At 67.2% G+C, this 16052-nt stretch carries 8 protein-coding genes; 2 read left to right on the top strand and 6 right to left on the bottom strand.

What is annotated here, in order from left to right:
• Positions 1–73: 73 nt before the first annotated feature.
• From VK501_RS24560 to VK501_RS29000, 6 genes are read right to left on the bottom strand one after another with little or no spacing between them, the layout of a single operon-like run.
• Positions 74–3061, bottom strand: coding sequence for an SMC family ATPase (locus tag VK501_RS24560; protein WP_324342223.1), 2988 nt, complete (start codon positions 3059–3061; stop codon positions 74–76).
• A 17-nt stretch (positions 3062–3078) separates the two neighbouring features.
• Entirely contained in the window at positions 3079–4344 is a 1266-nt protein-coding gene (locus VK501_RS24555; RefSeq protein ID WP_324342221.1) for an exonuclease SbcCD subunit D, read from the bottom strand.
• Complete coding sequence (locus VK501_RS24550; protein ID WP_324342219.1) at positions 4344–6119, bottom strand: ATP-binding protein; 1776 nt, start codon at positions 6117–6119, stop codon at positions 4344–4346. Before VK501_RS24550 ends, VK501_RS24555 begins: the two co-directional genes overlap by 1 nt.
• Positions 6116–6409 carry a hypothetical protein gene (locus VK501_RS24545; RefSeq protein ID WP_324342217.1) on the bottom strand — a complete coding sequence of 98 codons (294 nt, stop codon included), beginning with the start codon at positions 6407–6409 and terminating at the stop codon, positions 6116–6118. Before VK501_RS24545 ends, VK501_RS24550 begins: the two co-directional genes overlap by 4 nt.
• Positions 6406–7347 (bottom strand): hypothetical protein, encoded by a 942-nt coding sequence (locus tag VK501_RS24540; protein ID WP_324342215.1) that lies wholly within the window; start codon positions 7345–7347, stop codon positions 6406–6408. Before VK501_RS24540 ends, VK501_RS24545 begins: the two co-directional genes overlap by 4 nt.
• A 50-nt stretch (positions 7348–7397) precedes the next feature.
• The gene (locus VK501_RS29000; RefSeq protein WP_414641203.1) at positions 7398–7832 is read right to left on the bottom strand and encodes an HIRAN domain-containing protein; all 435 of its coding nucleotides are present in this window, start codon (positions 7830–7832) and stop codon (positions 7398–7400) included.
• Here VK501_RS29000 and VK501_RS24535 point away from each other — a divergent pair.
• Positions 7803–13958, top strand: coding sequence for a DUF4011 domain-containing protein (locus VK501_RS24535; RefSeq protein WP_414641202.1), 6156 nt, complete (start codon positions 7803–7805; stop codon positions 13956–13958). The two genes, VK501_RS29000 and VK501_RS24535, sit on opposite strands and share 30 nt — an antisense overlap.
• Before the next feature lie 146 nt (positions 13959–14104).
• Positions 14105–15760, top strand: coding sequence for a hypothetical protein (locus VK501_RS24530; protein ID WP_324342211.1), 1656 nt, complete (start codon positions 14105–14107; stop codon positions 15758–15760).
• Positions 15761–16052 lie beyond the last annotated feature (292 nt).

The raw sequence follows: 16052 nt of genomic DNA, 5'->3' as shown, positions 1-16052 counted from the left end.
GCTGCTCTCAGCGCGAACAACCTAGATCTTGACGGAGGGCCTGCCACACGAGTCCCGTGTCGACTCCATTGCGTCAGGTTGCCGCGGCCGCCTGTTCCGTTACGTCGTGGAGGAGCAGGGCAGCGCGTTGCTCCTCGGTGAGGAGTTCGACATGCGAGCCTTGCGGGGTCTTGGTGACCTGCAGGACCTGCTCGATACGTTCCGCGATCGCGGGGACGTGGCTGATCATGGCGATCAGGCGGCCGGCGTCGGCGCGGCGTTCGAGCTCGTCCAGCGCTTGGTCGAGGGCGTCAGGGTCGAGGCTGCCAAAGCCTTCGTCGAGGAACAAGGCCTGCAGGCGGCCGCCGCTGCGCCCGGCTAGCTCGACTAGGCCGAGCGCGAGCGCGAGGCTTGCGAGGAACGTCTCCCCACCAGAGAGTGTGTCGGGCGTTCGGGCGGATCCGGTCAGGCGGTCGACGATCTTGAAGTCCTCGGTGAACCCATACTGGCCGGCAGTGACCTGCCCGAAGATGCCGCTGGCCAGGGCGAGCAGCGCCTGCTGGCGCCGGGCGACGACGTAGCCGGTGAACTTGCCGTCACCCAGCTGGAACGCTAGCTCGCGCAGACCAGCACGCAAGCTCTCCGCCTGAGCAAGAAGCACGTCGAGCTCGGCGACCGGTTCGAGCTGGGCGGCCGCCGTCTGCTGCTCAGTGGTGGCGGCTTTGAGCTCAGCAAGCAGCTCGATCACCGCTGTGTGTAGCTCGGCGGATGTCTTGAACCCGGCATTCGTGACGAGCTCAATCCCTTCTTGCTGCGTGGCCTCGGCGGCCGCGCGCGCGCGACTTGCGATGACCTGCAACGCGTCCAGCGTCTCTCCTGCTCCAGCGACGATTTGCTCGGCAGTGCTGATCAGTGCTGCGATGGAGGCGAGTGCCCCTGGTAGGGCGGCCAGCGGTCGCTTCCGATGCCGATCGGCTTCGGCGGCGAGCGCGCGCAATGCGTTCCGCTCGTTCACGGCGGGGCCATCGACCTCGGACTGAATGCGCTGCTTGGCGTCGTACTGTTCCTGGCGGCAGGTGCTGGCGAGGGAGGCCGTGCTCGCGGCATGCTGCTCGCGTTGCTCGGCCTCCTCCAGTGCCGTGGCCAGGCGTGCGTCACACGCGTCGAGTAAATCTGGCCCCGCGGTCGGAGAAACCTCAGCCCAGTCGGGCAGCAGTTGTAGGCGTTTGCGCTCGTGCTGCTCCCGTCGCTCGAAGTCTCCGGCTGCATCCTCTAGCTCCTGCTGCCGGCGGCTGAGATCGGCCTCCGATGTGCTCGCTCTTACGGCGGCCGCTTGATGCTCGCCAGTGGTTGCGGCGCGGGCGTTCCTGGCTGCTTGAAGAAGTTCGTCCGCCTGCGCAGCGTGCGCGCTGATCAACGCGCGAGTCGCTTCGTCGGCAACAACGGTCGCAACCTCGAGCCCGGCGGCTAGCGACGTGCTGGCAAAGCTCGTCCAGGCGGCGGACGCCCGTTCGTGTACATCTGTCGCCGATCTGATCTGGTCGATCGCGCTGGTCACCGCGGCCCTTGCCCGGGTGAAGTCACCGAATGCGGCACGCTCGATCTCATGGGCGTCGGTCATCGCCGCAGTCAGTGTGGCAACGTCTGCTGAGAGTTCCGGTGCGATGAACGTGGAGGGAAGGGTTTGCGCACAGATCGGACAGCTCTGTCCAGGCTTGCAACCGTGCGCGGCGTGAGCGGCCGCTTCTTCGAGCTTCGCCGCGTCCAGGGCGGTCTGCGCGTGGTCCAACGCAGCCTTTGCGGTTCGCTGGGTGGCCTTGGTGGCGGTCTCGTGTTGTTGTGCCTCTCCGTGTCCGGTCTGGCGGACCTGCAGTTCGTGTTCGGCTGCTGCAAGCTGATCGCGGGCACTAGCGATCGCCTCGATTGTCGCGACTGCCTCACTGGCGGCATGGCGCGCGTCCTGGGCGGCGATCTCGGCCGCTCGCTCGCCTTCTGTCTGTTCCTGCAGAGTGCGCTCGAATCGTGCCGCATGAGCACGCACGGTCTCAAGTTGCTGTTGGTCCTCGGCAACCTGGGCGCGCCGTTGCTCCAGCGCGTCGCGGTCCCTGGTGATCGTTCGCAGCGCACTACTCGTGGCCTCAAGCGTGCCGCGCATCTTGGTGATGGCCACCACGGAGCGGTGCTGCTCGGTAGCGCTTCGAACGGAGGCGGCGGCAGCGGCTGCGTCGCGCTCGGCGGCGTCCGCCGCAACTGTCGCCTCACTATGGGCGCGGCCGAGATCGGCCTCGAGCTGTTCCAGGTCACGAAGCCGCCCTAGCAGGCCGGCGTCGGTCAGCTCTGCGACGCGGCTGGCAGACTCCTTGGCGTTCTTCTCCTCGTCGCGGCGGTCGCGGACCTCTCCAACCAGCGCTTGCACGCGATTCTCCAGCTTTACGAGCTCGTCGGAGCGTGGCGTGAGCGTTGCGATCTTGGTCTGGGCCAGGTCGTGGGCGGCACGCGGGTCCGTAAGGAACTTGCCCCGGGCCCGAAGGATTTCCTCGACACGGGCGTTCAGGACGTCGCCCAGCCTCTGGGCGCGCTCGCGCGTGTCATCGAGTGCTTCGAGACCGAGGATCGCCTTGAGGATGCGCACCCGCTCTGCGGCGGTCGACTTCAGAAGTTGGTCGAAACGGCCCTGCGGCAGCAGGACGCACGACTTGAAGCCCTCATAGTCGAGCCCGATCAGTTTGCCGATCCGGGCGCGGACCTCGCCTGACCCGTCGATCTTCGGTTGTGTGAGGTCGCTCAGGCAGAGCAGCTCCTGGCTTGCCGGCGGGTAGTTCTTGCTGGGATGCGGTGCGCTGCGCGTGATCTGCCAGTGCTGATCGTCCGCTTCGAAGGTCAGAGAGACCGTCATGCGCAGGGCGCCGTCGGCGATGAGGGCCGAGTTGCGCTTCTCCCACGTAGCGTTGCCATACAGCGCGTACGTGATGGCCTCGAGCAGGCTGCTCTTTCCCGAGCCAGTCGCGCCAACGATCGCCAATAGGTTCAGGTCGGTGAAGTCGACGCTTGTTTCGGTCCGGTAGGTCCGCAGGCCAGCCATCTTCAACACGAGGGGTCTCACGCGGGAACCTGAGCACTGGGAGGGTCTGGCAGCTCGGCGTGGAGCAGGTCCCGAAGTCCGTCGATTGGCGGATCTTCGTCCGATTCGCGTTCATCACTAATCGTGGAGAACAAGGACTCCACGAGCTCGGCCGGCGTGTTGGGGTCGCGCGTGGAGTGCTCCTGCAGATAGGCGGTGAGGAGCTGGTCGTAGGTCGGTTCGGGTTTGTCGGGGTCCAGGACGTCGGGGTCGAGGACCTGCAGGCGGCGGCTCGCGACGTCCTCGACTACCTCCACGAGGGTGGCGTCGGGCAGCACGCCGACCACCATGTCGGCGAGGTCGGGGATCGGGTCGTCGGTTCGGACGATCACGCGCACGAGCGCGCGGCCGACGCCGGGGGCTGCGGCGATGATCTCCTCGATGGTCCCATGCAGAAGCCGCAACGGACGGGTGGAGGTCAGGGGCAGGCGGGTGATCTCAGCCGGGCGGCCCGGCTGGGCGACCACCACGATCGATGACTTGTCCTGGCCGGCTTCCCCAAAGTCCAACTGCATCGGGGAACCCACGTAGCAGGCCGGCTTGCCCGGCAACTGCTGCGGCTTATGGATGTGGCCAAGGGCGCTGTAGGAGACCGCCGGCAGGCTGCCGGCCTCGGCTGCATAGGACTCGGAAACGTGAAGTGGGCGCTCGGTCCCCGACAAGTGCGCGCCGCTCACGTGCAGGTGTGCCGCGTAGAGCAGTACATCGCGGGCAGGGTCGTAGCCGTCTTCAAGACCCTTGTGCAGCAGCCGGTTCATCACCTGCATTTGCTCTGCGTACTTGCCCATGAATCGGCGCGGATCGTCGAACCAGTCGACCTGCCGGTTAGCGTGGACGAAAGGCATCGGTGCCAGCCGGAGCCGTTGGCTGGCGTCGCGGGAGTGGAAATCGAGGATTCCGCCGTGGTCAGGATGCTTGGCGCGCGCCACGAGCCGCACTGTGGACTCCTCACCCAACAGGAGCGAGAAGACTTCAAGCAGTGAGGGCGAGTCGTGGTTGCCGGCCAGTACAACGGTCGGCGCGATCTCCCCGAGATCACGAAGGGTCGACAGCGCGAGGCGCATGTCGGCGGTGGCCGGACGGAAACTGTCAAAGACATCGCCCGAGTGGATGATTAGGTCGGGCTCGGCGTTGAGCGCTTGGGCGACGATTTCCTGAAGCACCGCGCGGTGGTCCTGCTCGCGAGAGATCCGTGCGAGCGACTTGCCCACGTGCCAGTCGGACGTGTGGAAGACGACGGCCATCAGAGCGCTCCGAAAGCGGCCACACCCTGCGCCTCTTCAGCATCGGTCATGGCCGCATCGCCAGTGTTCGTTGCGTACGGCGGGAAGGGGAAGCGCAACGGCACCGGGACAGGGATGCGCGGCTGGGAGCAGACCATCGTCCCGGGCAAGAAGCGGGTAGCGCGCTCACGCAGCTCGGGCGTCAGGAACTTGTACTCGGATGCCTCCGTGGCATCGAGGCGCCCGCAGATCTTGAGGGCGGGCTGGCGGACGACGGGCTCGGCGACCCGGCCAGCGGCCTGCTGGCAACCAATCAGGAGCACGCCAAGCGACCGGCCGCGCTCGGCGATGTCGACGAACAATTCGCGCAACGGCCCGTGGCCTTCGCGGGGCGCGTACTTGTTGAGCTCGTCGAGCATTACGTATCGCAACGGTTCGCGACCGGTGGCCTGCTTTTCGTCGAAGACACGGGAGACCAATGCCCCGACGACGAACCGCTGCCCGGCCTCGTGTAGGCCGTGGATGTCAACGACCGTGACCGCCTTGTTCGTCTCGACCGACTGGACGCCCATGCGGATTAGGTGGCCGAGTCGAGGGGCGAGCGCCATGATGCGTCGCAGAAACGCAAGCACCGTGCCCTGTTGGGTGTTCCCGGTCCAGTTGTACGGACCGTCCGGGTCGAGGCGAACATCAAGCACATCGAGCAGGTCATAGAAGTCGCGCACTACCTGGCCCGCGCCGGCGGGCTTCGCGGGTGGGCGACCCGCGACGATCCGCTCGAATGTGCGGGAGGTCGAGTGCGGCTCGTCGCAGATCACCACAGCACCGGACTCGTTGTCGAGGGGATAGGCGTGGCGGGCGAGCTCGGCACGCACGACTTGCTCGACAAAGCCAACCTGAGTGCCGCGGTCATCAGACTCGGTCAGGCAGAACCGCAGAAGCCCTTCGCGGATGAACCGCTCGGGCGTCCAGCCGTAGACAGTTGCGTCCGGGCGCGACTGAGCGCTTGAGACCAACTGCTCGCCCTGCTCGCCGCCAGGCTGGGGCGGCGCGAAGAAGTCAACGGATCCAAACGGCTGGGGGTCGGACACGTCGAGCGCCGCCCACTGTGCCCGGCGCTCGTCATTGAGGTTCTTGTGCGCGCGATCGAGATGCATGAGGTCTTCGCCCTTGACGTTGAAGACGAGCGCGCGGGTCTGCGTGGCGGCCGGCCCCAGCAGCGCACGGCCCTGCGGGGTCTCTAGGATCATGTAGAGCAGGAACAGCGCATAGCTGGTCTTCGCAGCGACGCCGCTGATGCCGCTGATCGAGACGTGGCCGCCCTGCACACCATTCATGAAACTGAAGTCGCCGTAGATCGGCTGTTGCCCTTGGTCAAAACCGATCGCCAGCCGGCCGCCGTCCATCTGGTCCAGGAACAGCGCCGCCTCGCGGTCGGATCCCCGCGCCTGGGCCACGCTCGCGCCAGGGTTCGGCGCCACCCATAGCTCCGGGTCCGTGCGCAAGACGCTGACTTCCACGCAGCGGCTGGTCTGGCCCGGCATTGTCCGGGTCAACGCGATGTGCCTCGTATCCGACGGCAGCTCCGCGCCCTCGATGACTCCGGTTTGCTCAGTGACAATCCCGTAGTGAGCTACCTCTACGCCTGACGGCAACATCTGGCGACTGACCACCAGCTCGTCCAGCTGGACTGTCGCGGTGTCATCGAGTACTACGGAGAAGCGGCGCGTGTTGACATCGGCGGCGCCATCAATCGCGCCGATCTGGTCGGTCGGCGTGTGGGTCATTTCGGTCATTCCGGGAACTCGGCTCCTTCCGGGATCATCGGAGGCAGCGACGGGCGCGTGCCCATGGTCAGCATGTCGGGCTCGACGATCGCCTCAACGCGGTAAGGCTCCTTCTGGCCGGAGTCGTCCAAGTCAAAGTGGACCGTCACCCAGCCAGTGGCGCGGTTGATCGAAAAGATCTCGCACAACGCGCCCGCGGGGATCTCGCGTGGCTGCCCGTCCCCGTGCTGGTCTCGGTGGGGGCCTTGGGCAAATCCCATCGCTGGCTCGCAGGTCCGGACGTAGTCGCCCGGCTTCATGCCACGGCCTGTTCGTCGTAGAGTTCCACGGCGATGCGAGCTGCCCGGCTCGCCAAGCGCGCGTTTCCCAGGCGACGGCGCAGTTGTCTTTCCAGAGCGCCGACCGGCTGGAGGTTCTGAGGCGCGCGCGGGTCACGGTGTGGAATCCCGGCGTACCGGGGCAGCACGCGCGTGACCGCGTCGACCGTGGCACGCGCGGCCTCGAGGCCTGCGGACTGCGGCAGTTCTAGGCGGACGATGCCGTGCCATGGGCCTGATCGCGGTCCTGGCACCGCGACGCGGACGTAGCAGGAGTAGCGGTCGGTGCCGAGGACGAACAACGGCGTTCGCTCACCGCAGACGAGCGTGGCAACTAAACGGTGCTGACCCGGAGGCAACAGTGGCCGGTAGTGGGACTTGACCAGGCCGACGACAGGTAGGTCGCGCGAGCGGACGAAGCTCAGCGGACCATCCACGATGGCTAGCCAGCCGTCCGCCGCGAGCGCTTCGGCGAGAAGGCCCTCCGCCATCCGCATTCGTGTCTGGAGCTCTTGCAGCGGCGCGTCTGGCTCGGTTGAGGCGATCGCCACTGCCTCCCACCGATACCCGTCCACGGCAGGCAACGTCACCGGTATCCCGCCGCCAAAGATCACGAGTCGCCCGGTCTCAAGCGGCCCGTATGTCGGGACGCTGCCCACCTCGCACAACACCGCTCCACACGCGTAGGCGCCGACCGTCCCCCGCAACAGTCCGCCGTCATCACCCTCGCGGTACAGCAGCCCCTCTCCACGCCGCACACCGTCCACGAACGCCACCGGGCGCGGCTCGCCGGGCACCGGCGCGATTCGCAGCCCGTCCGCCTGTTCCGCCAGCACAGCCGCGCCATCGGGTTGATCGTCATCGATTAGATACGGCGAGCCGTAGCTCGCAGCCCAGTCTTCGAAGAACAGTTGGGTCATGACGCAACCAAGTACAGTCTCAGCGCGCTCGGACGTGTCGGTGGCCGACGCTAGGTCGGGACACTGACGAACTGCTCGCAGGCTTCGGGATAGCTCAAAGTGAGTACGACGCCGAAGCTCGGACGGTCGGTCTCGCCACCGTTGAGCAGTCCCGTGCAACTCGCGCCGTCGAATCCTCGATCGACGAGGGCCCTCAGCGTCGGCGCATAGCGTTGGGCGTCGTCACGCGGCAAGTATCCGACGCGACCGACTTCTGCAATGACGGCGACCGCCTGCGGGTCGTACGGTTTGTCGGGCTCGGGAACCAGGGCGACCGGAAAGGAGGGGCGTCCTTCGACGCCCGGGACGCACCTGTCCCGCAGTCGGGTCAACTCGCGCTGACAATACGATTCGCCGACGACGCGAATGAAGTTCTCTTCTGGGAGCGGCGCGAAGCGGCCGCGAGGCAGGCGCGCATGAGCGGGCGAGCGATTGAAAAGCCCCATCGTTGCGCGACCGTATCGGACCGCGGGGTAATGTGCTGCCGGTCAGGTCGACTCTCAATCCTTGAGGCCCGTCGGCGATGGCCAGCAAGGAGGCTGCACATGAGCGAAGACAAGCCCTTTTGGACCCCGTATGAGCTACAGCGCGATGGCGTTGGCCTTGAGGCTGCCATCCAGCCAGCTGTCAACCTCGCGCTCGCTCACAATGACGTGCCGCTCGTGCGGTCAGTACGGGTGACGAACGCGTCGACGATGCCGCTGGAGGACGTGACGCTTCGGCTCACGCTCGACGGGCGCGGCGCCTCGCTGGCTCCCGAATGGACGGCGAAACTGGCCGAGCCCATCCCGCCTGGCGAGCATCGACTGTGGGACGCGCTCGAGGCCTTCGCCCCCTCCTACGAGCATCTCGCAAACCTCGACGAAAGTCACCGCGCGACTGCGGGCGTGACGGTCACGCATGCGTGGGGCCCGGACGTCGCGCTGAGCGCGCCCGTGCAGGTGCTCGCGCACAACGAGTGGTTCAGCGCGCCCCTGTTCTATGAGTCGCTCGCCGCGTTCGTCCAGCCCAACACCCGAGCCGTGGCGACCATCCTCGATGCCGCTGCTGAGCTGCTGCGCGTCCACACCGGCGACGCGAGCATGGGCGGCTATCAGCAGGGTCCCGAGCGCGCGTCGAAGATCGCCGCGGCGGTATACGAGGCCCTGCGCTCGCAGGGCATCCGCTACGTCGATCCGCCGGCCTCCTTCGAGGACAGCGGCCAGAAGGTGCGCACGACGGGACAGGTGCTTGATCAGCGCTTGGGAACATGCGTCGATCTCGCGGTTGCCTACGCCGCCTGCCTGGAGCAGGCCGGACTGCACCCGCTCCTGTGGCTCATCGACGGGCACGCGCTCGCGGGCTACCTGCGCGAGAGCGGCACGCTCGGGCAGACAGTGATCACCGAGCCGAACACGATGGTGAACCTCGTCGAGTCGGGGCGGGCGGTACCGGTCGAGGCCGCGTATTACGAGACCGGGGACCAGGGGACGTTCGCGGCAGCCGTAGCCACCGGCCATCGGCGACTTCGCGACCCCGAGACGTTGCTCGGGATCCTCGACGTGCACACAGCCCATCGCGCTGGCACCCGGCCGCTGCCGAGCAACGACATCACGACGGCCTCGGAGGCAACCAATGCACCGCGGGCGCCCGGCAACGCGGCGGCGTCAGTCCTCGACCTCCCATCCGAGCTCCTCGCGCGCCCGGAGGAGGAGGACGTCCTGCTCAACGTCGCCGACGACGCTCCTGCGCGCGTACGTCAATGGAAGCGCGCGCTGCTGGATCTCAGCACGCGCAACCGCCTGCTGAACCTAAAGGCTTCAGCCGAGGTGCTCGACCTGCACGTGCCTACCGGCACGCTCGCCCTGCTGGACGACATCGTCCACGACGGCAAGCCGATCAAGCTCGTCCCCCAAGATGAGCTGAGCGACCTGCAGCGGCTCCAGGGCGCGCGTCGCGCACAGGATCTTGATGCCGATCTGGTTCGCAAGTTCCTGGTCGACGACCACGCGGTCTTCGCCGGGGTCGGTGCGCAGGGCTATGTGACCCGGATGCGCAAGCTGCAGCGCACCGCCCGGACGATGCTCGAGGAGACGGGCAACGCGAACCTCTACCTCACGGTCGGGGCGCTGGTCCATCGCACCCCGACCGGGAAGGAGGCACGCGCGCCCCTCTTCCTGCTGCCGGTCAAGATCGAGGGTGGGACGGGACGCAGCGCGTTCCAGATCCGCGTCGACACGACCAGCGTGGCCTCCCCCAACCACTGCCTCGTCGAGTGGTTGCGCATCAAGCACAACGTGCAGATCGAGGCGCTTGAGACGCCCAGGCTCGACCGCAGCGGCATCGACATCGTGGCCGCGCTGCCGGCGATCCGCGACGCGCTGGTCACCCATCGCCTTGATGTGCGGATCGACGAGGTCGCTTCGGTCGGAATCTGCCAGTTCAGCACGTTCGGGATGTGGCGTGACCTCGAGCGGTCCTGGGACGTCCTTTCTCAAAGCCCGGTTGTGGAGCATCTCGCGCTCCGTCCTGGCGAGTCGTTCCTCGATCCGGCGGCGCCCGGGGAGGATCAGGCGCTCGAGGCCCTGCATATCGATGAGGCCGAGATGCCGCTGCCGATCCCCGCCGACGGCTCACAGCTGCGCGCCGTCGCGCTGGGCGCCGCGGGCCGCTCGTTTGTGCTGGAGGGGCCGCCCGGCACCGGCAAGTCACAGACGATCACCAACCTCGTCGCGCACGCGCTGGCCAACGGGCGCACGGTGCTCTTCGTTGCCGAGAAGCAGGCGGCGCTTGACGTCGTCAAACGGCGCCTAACGGACGTCGGGCTCTCGGACTTCACGCTGGATCTGCATGGCCGGAGCCAACGGCCCGCGGAGATCCGCGCACAGCTCAAGCGCGCCGTCGACAACATCGCCGTCTACGACCGCCGCGGCTGGGAGGCCATTTGCGCGACGCTGCGCGCCCGGCACGCGCCGTTGGAGGAGTACCCGGACCGCATCCACGGGCCCAACGCCATCGGTGTCACGTTGTGGGGGGCAGCTGAGAACCTCGAGCAGTACGGCGAGGGCCCCGTGGCACCCATTCCGGCGATATATGTGGCCCGGCAGGACACCGATGAGGGGCCTATCAAGGACGCCGTGCGCAACTTTGCCCGTGCCGCCCGGACTGTCGGCCTGCGCCCGCGACATCCCTGGGCGGTGGTCGGCGCGCTGGCCGAAGACCTTGACCCCGCCGCGTTGGCCGAGGCGGCGTCTGCGCTCGAGGCGGCGATGCACGCGGCACGGGGGCACCGCGCCGCGTGGAACGTTCTGGAGGGGCTCGGCGCCGCCTCGGATCTCGACGCGCTGTTGCCCCACCTCGACGACCGTGCCGCCGCCCCGGTGCCCGACGCCCCACGGCTCGCGCAGCTGCGCTCGGCCTCCTGGATCGCTGCCCGCGATCAGCTCGTCGAGGAGGTCGGCGGCTTCGCCGGGCAGCACCACGCCGCCTTGTCGACGTTCGCCCGCTCGTTCCTCGAGCACGGCGAGACCGCGGCGCTAGCCGCCGCGGCAGAAGCGGCCAAGCGGGGTCTGTTCGGCAAGCGCAAACGGAGCGAGGAGTTCGAGCAAACTGTCCGGCCGTTGCTCGCCGACGGGACCAGCGTCCAGCCCGTGGAAGTCCCTGGGCTGCTCATCGGCATCGAGGCCGCACGTAGCCACGCGTCGCAGCTCGTCGCCCAGCAGGCGGACCTTCTCGGCGACGCGGCGCAGCGATCATGGACCCCTCTGCGGCCAGACGCCGGGCCCGGGCTCACCGACGTGCTCGAGCGCCTCGAGCGCACCGAAGCATTCGAGCGCCGTCACGGAGCGTTGTGGCTGCTGCTGGAGGGCAGCGGGCCGCTTGCTCCCGACGCCGCCGCGGGGCTGCGCGACGTAGCTGCCGCGTGGCAGCACTGGCAGGCGCTGCTCGGCTGCAGCGCGCCGGAGATTGAGCGCTGGACCGGCGAGCGCCACTGGACCGCCGCTTGGAGCGAGGACTCCGAGATCTGGACCCGCGAGATCGCCGACTCCGCCGACGCGCCCGCCCGCCGGTGGTCGCGCATGGTAGAGCTGCTCGATCCGCTGGCGGCGGCCGGCCTCGACGAGTTTCGCGACGCCCTGCTCTCCGCTCGTCTCGACGCCGCCGAGGCGGAGGTTGCCTACCTGCGCGGGGTGGCGGTTGCGTCGCTGCGCGAGCGGCGCGCGGCGTCCGGGCTGCAGGGCTTCGACGCCGCGCTGCGCGACGGTGAGATCGCCGACTTCGCCAACGCGGCCGAGGCGGCCCGATCCGAGCAGAAGGTGGCGCTGCCCGCCGAGCTCCTAGAACGCCGGGCCTACCGAGGCGACCGACTCACGGGCAAGGTGGGCGAGCTGCGGCGGCGCCTGGACGCTAAGCGCGGCGGCCTCACCTTTCGGCAACTGATCGAGCGTTATGGCGAGGAGATCCTGCAGGCCACACCGTGCTTCTTCGTTAGCCCGGCGTCCCTCGCCCAGTATGTGCCTCCGGGGTCGGTGACCTTCGACCTGGTGGTGTTCGACGAGGCATCCCAGGTCACGGTCGCCCAAGCTGTCGGCGCGCTGGGTCGCGGCCGGTCGGCAATCATCGTGGGCGACTCCCAGCAGATGCCGCCGACGTCGGTTGGCAAGGTGAAGGCCATGGACGGCGGCGGCGCTGGCGATGACGATGACGAGCCGGAGGTCCTCGAGGACCTGGAGAGCATCCTCACCGAGTGCGTCGAGTCGGGCCTGCCACGGGTGTGGCTCTCCTGGCACTACCGCAGCCAGGACGAGACGCTGATCGCGTTCTCCAACGCCTACTACTACGAGGGCCGGCTGGCCAGCCTCCCGTCGCCCGGCGGCGATCCGCAGGCCGGCGTCGAGCTACGCCGAGTTCAGGGACACTTCAACCGCGAGGACAGCAAGCACGAGTTCCGCACCAACCGCGTGGAGGCTGAGGCGATCGTCGCCGAGATCCGCCGTAGTCTCGCCGACCCGCATCGCGCCGAGCAGTCGGTCGGCGTCGTGACGTTCAACGCGCAGCAGCGCGACCTCGTGCTCAACCTGCTCGAGGAGTGTGGCGATCCGCTGGTCGCCCGGCAGCTGCGCGAGGACGCTCGCGAAGGCATCTTCGTCAAGAACCTCGAGAACGTCCAAGGCGATGAACGCGACATCATCCTGTTCTCCGTGGCGTTCTCCAAGCGGCCCGATGGCGGTCCGCTGCCCATGAACTTCGGGCCGCTGGGAACGTCTGGCGGCGAGAAGCGCCTGAACGTCGCGATCACCCGAGCGCGCCGCAAGGTCATCCTGTTCGCGTCGTTCGACCCGAGCGACATCGACCTCACCCGCACGAGCTCGAAGGGCATCGCGCATCTGCGCTCGTACCTCGAGCTCGCAGCCAACGGGCCGGAGGGTCTGGCGGCGACGACGGCTCGCACCGTCGTCGGGACCGACCACGTGCGCGAGGCGATTGCCACGGCTTTGCGAGCGCGCGGGTACGAGGTCGCGTCGGACTACGGCCTCTCCGGCTTCTCACTCGACCTAGTCGTCCGCGAGCGCACCGCAGAGCGATGGCAGGTCGCGATCGTCCTGGATGGCCCACGGTGGGCCGAACGACCGACCGTGGCCGACCGCGATCTCACGCCCCTTCTCCTGCAGCGCATGATGCGGTGGGGCGCCTCCCTGCGCGTGTGGCTCCCAGAGTGGCTCGACGACCAGGAGGCGGTGCTACGCCGGGTCGACCAAGCGATCGCCCAAGCCCGGGAGGAAGAGGAGTGCGAGCACGCGCGCCGCGAGGCGCAGGTCGTCGAGCAGCAGAGAGCTATCGAGGCCGCCGCGGCCGACGACGGAGGCGAGGACCCCGAGGACGAAGCGGACGCCGAGCTCGTTGAGAGCGGCGAGGACGCGGTCGAGTTGGAGACCTTCACCTACGCCCCGGAGCCTTCGATGACCGCCACGCCCGAGACGCCGCAGGTCCTCGTGGCGTCCCAGGCGATGGTCGAGCCCTCCGCGGCGCCCACTGATCGCGCGCCATACGCCGAGGTCGAGCCGACGCAACTGGGAACGCGCGAGGACCTCGGTCGCACGAGCTCGCCCGATGTCCGGCGGATCATCGCCGACGCCGTTCGCGAGACCGTCGATGCCGAAGGACCGATCGCGACGGCGCGGCTCGCCCGCAGCATCGGGCGCCGCTTCGGCTTCGACCGCGTCGCTGCCGCCCGGCAGCGCTTCATCCTTGAGGCGCTACCCACCGAACGGGTTCGCAGCTCAGAACTCGGCGAATTCGCGTGGCCGGCAGACCTCGACCCGGACGCCTGGCGTGGCTACCGGACGACGCCTGAGGAGATCGATCGACCCCTTTCGGACCTCGCCCCCGAGGAGATCATCAACGCTATGGCTGACGTTTCCGCGCACGGCCAGGTCACCAACGAGGAGGAGCTCTTCCGCGCGACGCTCGCCCTATTCGGGCAACGTCGGCTGACAGGGCAGACGACCGCTCGTCTCCAGTCATGTCTCGCTGTGGCCCAGGACGCTTCGCGGCTGGTTCGCGGCGACGACGGCTGGAGAGCTGGTGCTTGACTCCACCGCAGAAGAGAAAGCATCACACGCGATCTGCAGGCAGAGAGGGGAGACAGCTTGTCGCGTGCCCTGAAACGGGGCGATCGGGTGGCTCGCGGCCGGATCAAGCGCTCCAGGCCGCTCCTCAGCCGGCCGATAGGGGAACCATGACGGATGCTCGGCTATTCGACCTCAACATCGAAGAGGTGCTGGATCATTGGGAGATCGAGCACGCCATTCGGGAGATTATATCGAACGCTCTAGACGAGCAGTTGCTGACGGGGACGGGCGACGTCGAGATCCTTGAGCATGGTGGCGTGTGGCACGTTCGTGACTTTGGGCGTGGCTTGGCCATCGAGCACTTCACGCTGAATGAGAACGCGGAGAAGGTCGCTGGCCCGCCAGGCGTCATCGGGAAGTTCGGCGTCGGTCTCAAGGACGCACTCGCCACCTTCCACCGACGCGGCGTTTCCGTGATGATCCGCTCGCAACACGGCGTGTATCAGCTTCGTGAAGCGCACAAACACAACTTCGACCGGATCACGACACTCCATGTCGAGCACCGCGACGGTGATCCGCTTATGCAAGGCAGCACGTTTGAGTTGGCAGGCGTAAGCGCTGCACATGTCGAAGCGGCAAAGTCATTGTTCTTGCGCTTTAACGGTGATGAAACGCTAGAGACGACGACATACGGCGATGTACTTGCGCGCCGAGGCGGAGTCGCCCGCGTGTACATCAGCGGCGTTCTCGCGAGTGAGGAGCCGAACTTCCTGTTCTCCTACAACATCACGAGCCTCACGCCGGCGATGAAAAAGAGACTCAATCGTGAGCGTCTCAATGTCGGCCGAACGACATATGCCGAACGCGTCAAATCAATTTTAAGATCGGCTCAATCGGAAGTCGTTTGCGACGCCCTAGCGGAACAAGTGTCGGCGAGGGCAACGGGAACGCAATGCGACGAGATGCAGTGGATCGAGATTTCCCAGCGTGCATTGAATCTCCTGCACGAGCGACGCGACGTTGCGTACATCACGGAAGAGGAACTCGAGTACCACGCTGATCTCGTGGACCATATGCGGCAAGATGGACTCGATGTCATGGTCGTGACGACGGCCCAGAAGGCGAGACTCGACGATCAGATCGACAACGGAGACACGGACCTCCGGACGCTCGAGGGATACGTCCATCAGTACAACGACACGTTCAACTACGACTTTGTCGACTTGACCGAACTGTCTCCAGCGGAGCGTGATGTTTTCTCGCGGACCGCCGAACTGCTTGACCTCATCGGCCTAAACCTCGGGGGCGTCCCGCCCATCCGCATCTCCGAGACCATCCGCGTGAACTTGGATGGGACCCTTGGCGTCTGGGATCCGGAACTCGGCGAGATCGTGATCAAGCGGAGCCAGCTTGGGTCACTGCGCGGCTACGCGGGCACGCTGCTACATGAGGTGGCGCATGCGGACACTGGGGCGGTTGACGTCTCACGCCTCTTCGAGTCGGTTCTCACCGGCTATCTCGGAATGGCCGCGGCCCGCGCGATTGATACGCGGACGGAGTCCCGCTTGCGAGACAATCACGCGACGGCCCTTCCAGGTGTTGGCTCGACGACCGAGCGAGCAGCGCGACTGGTTGCCGACCGGAGCCAATCCGAGGGCGTGACCGCAGCACGCGAACAAGTAGACGTTGAAGCACCGACCCAGCCTGAAGCGCAGATTTTCAGCTGCCCCCACTGTCGCCAGCGCAATCGAGTGCCCGCCACTGCCCTGACGGTAAGGTGCGGCAGTTGCGGTGAGACGTTCGTCCCGACGAGGCAAGAATGAAGCAGGCGCGAGGTCGGGCAACCGTGACTTCTGGCCCAACGAATGGTCCCCTCACGTTGCACGGACTGGCGAGTCGGCGTCAGATGCGAGTCGGCCCCCCTGAAGCGAAGCACTGGCGCACGGTGATCGGCGGCGGCCGCTTTCGCGTGCACGCAAAGATGGCATGAGCCGGGCGGCGGTCCCGGCGTAGGGGGGACCTCCTCAGCTCAAGCGCGCATGATGCGCGCAGGTAGTTAACCGTGGAGCTTGAGGAGGCCCCGTAATGGCAATCGTAATGGGACTCGATCAGCAT

The sequence above is a fragment of the Baekduia sp. genome (assembly GCF_035318805.1).
In the GTDB taxonomy this organism is placed as follows: domain Bacteria; phylum Actinomycetota; class Thermoleophilia; order Solirubrobacterales; family Solirubrobacteraceae; genus Baekduia.
Note: the sequence above shows the minus strand (reverse complement) of the source record. Positions and strands in the feature narration are given on the sequence as shown.

What these genes read in the sequence shown, in the direction of transcription:
- VK501_RS24555 (WP_324342221.1), bottom strand. Translation starts at nt 4,344, where the DNA reads ATGGCCGTCGTCTTCCACACGTCCGACTGGCACGTGGGCAAGTCGCTC.
- VK501_RS24545 (WP_324342217.1), bottom strand. Translation starts at nt 6,409, where the DNA reads ATGAAGCCGGGCGACTACGTCCGGACCTGCGAGCCAGCGATGGGATTT.
- VK501_RS29000 (WP_414641203.1), bottom strand. Translation starts at nt 7,832, where the DNA reads ATGGGGCTTTTCAATCGCTCGCCCGCTCATGCGCGCCTGCCTCGCGGC.
- VK501_RS24535 (WP_414641202.1), top strand. Translation starts at nt 7,803, where the DNA reads ATGAGCGGGCGAGCGATTGAAAAGCCCCATCGTTGCGCGACCGTATCG.
- VK501_RS24540 (WP_324342215.1), bottom strand. Translation starts at nt 7,347, where the DNA reads ATGACCCAACTGTTCTTCGAAGACTGGGCTGCGAGCTACGGCTCGCCG.
- VK501_RS24560 (WP_324342223.1), bottom strand. Translation starts at nt 3,061, where the DNA reads ATGGCTGGCCTGCGGACCTACCGGACCGAAACAAGCGTCGACTTCACC.
- VK501_RS24530 (WP_324342211.1), top strand. Translation starts at nt 14,105, where the DNA reads ATGACGGATGCTCGGCTATTCGACCTCAACATCGAAGAGGTGCTGGAT.
- VK501_RS24550 (WP_324342219.1), bottom strand. Translation starts at nt 6,119, where the DNA reads ATGACCGAAATGACCCACACGCCGACCGACCAGATCGGCGCGATTGAT.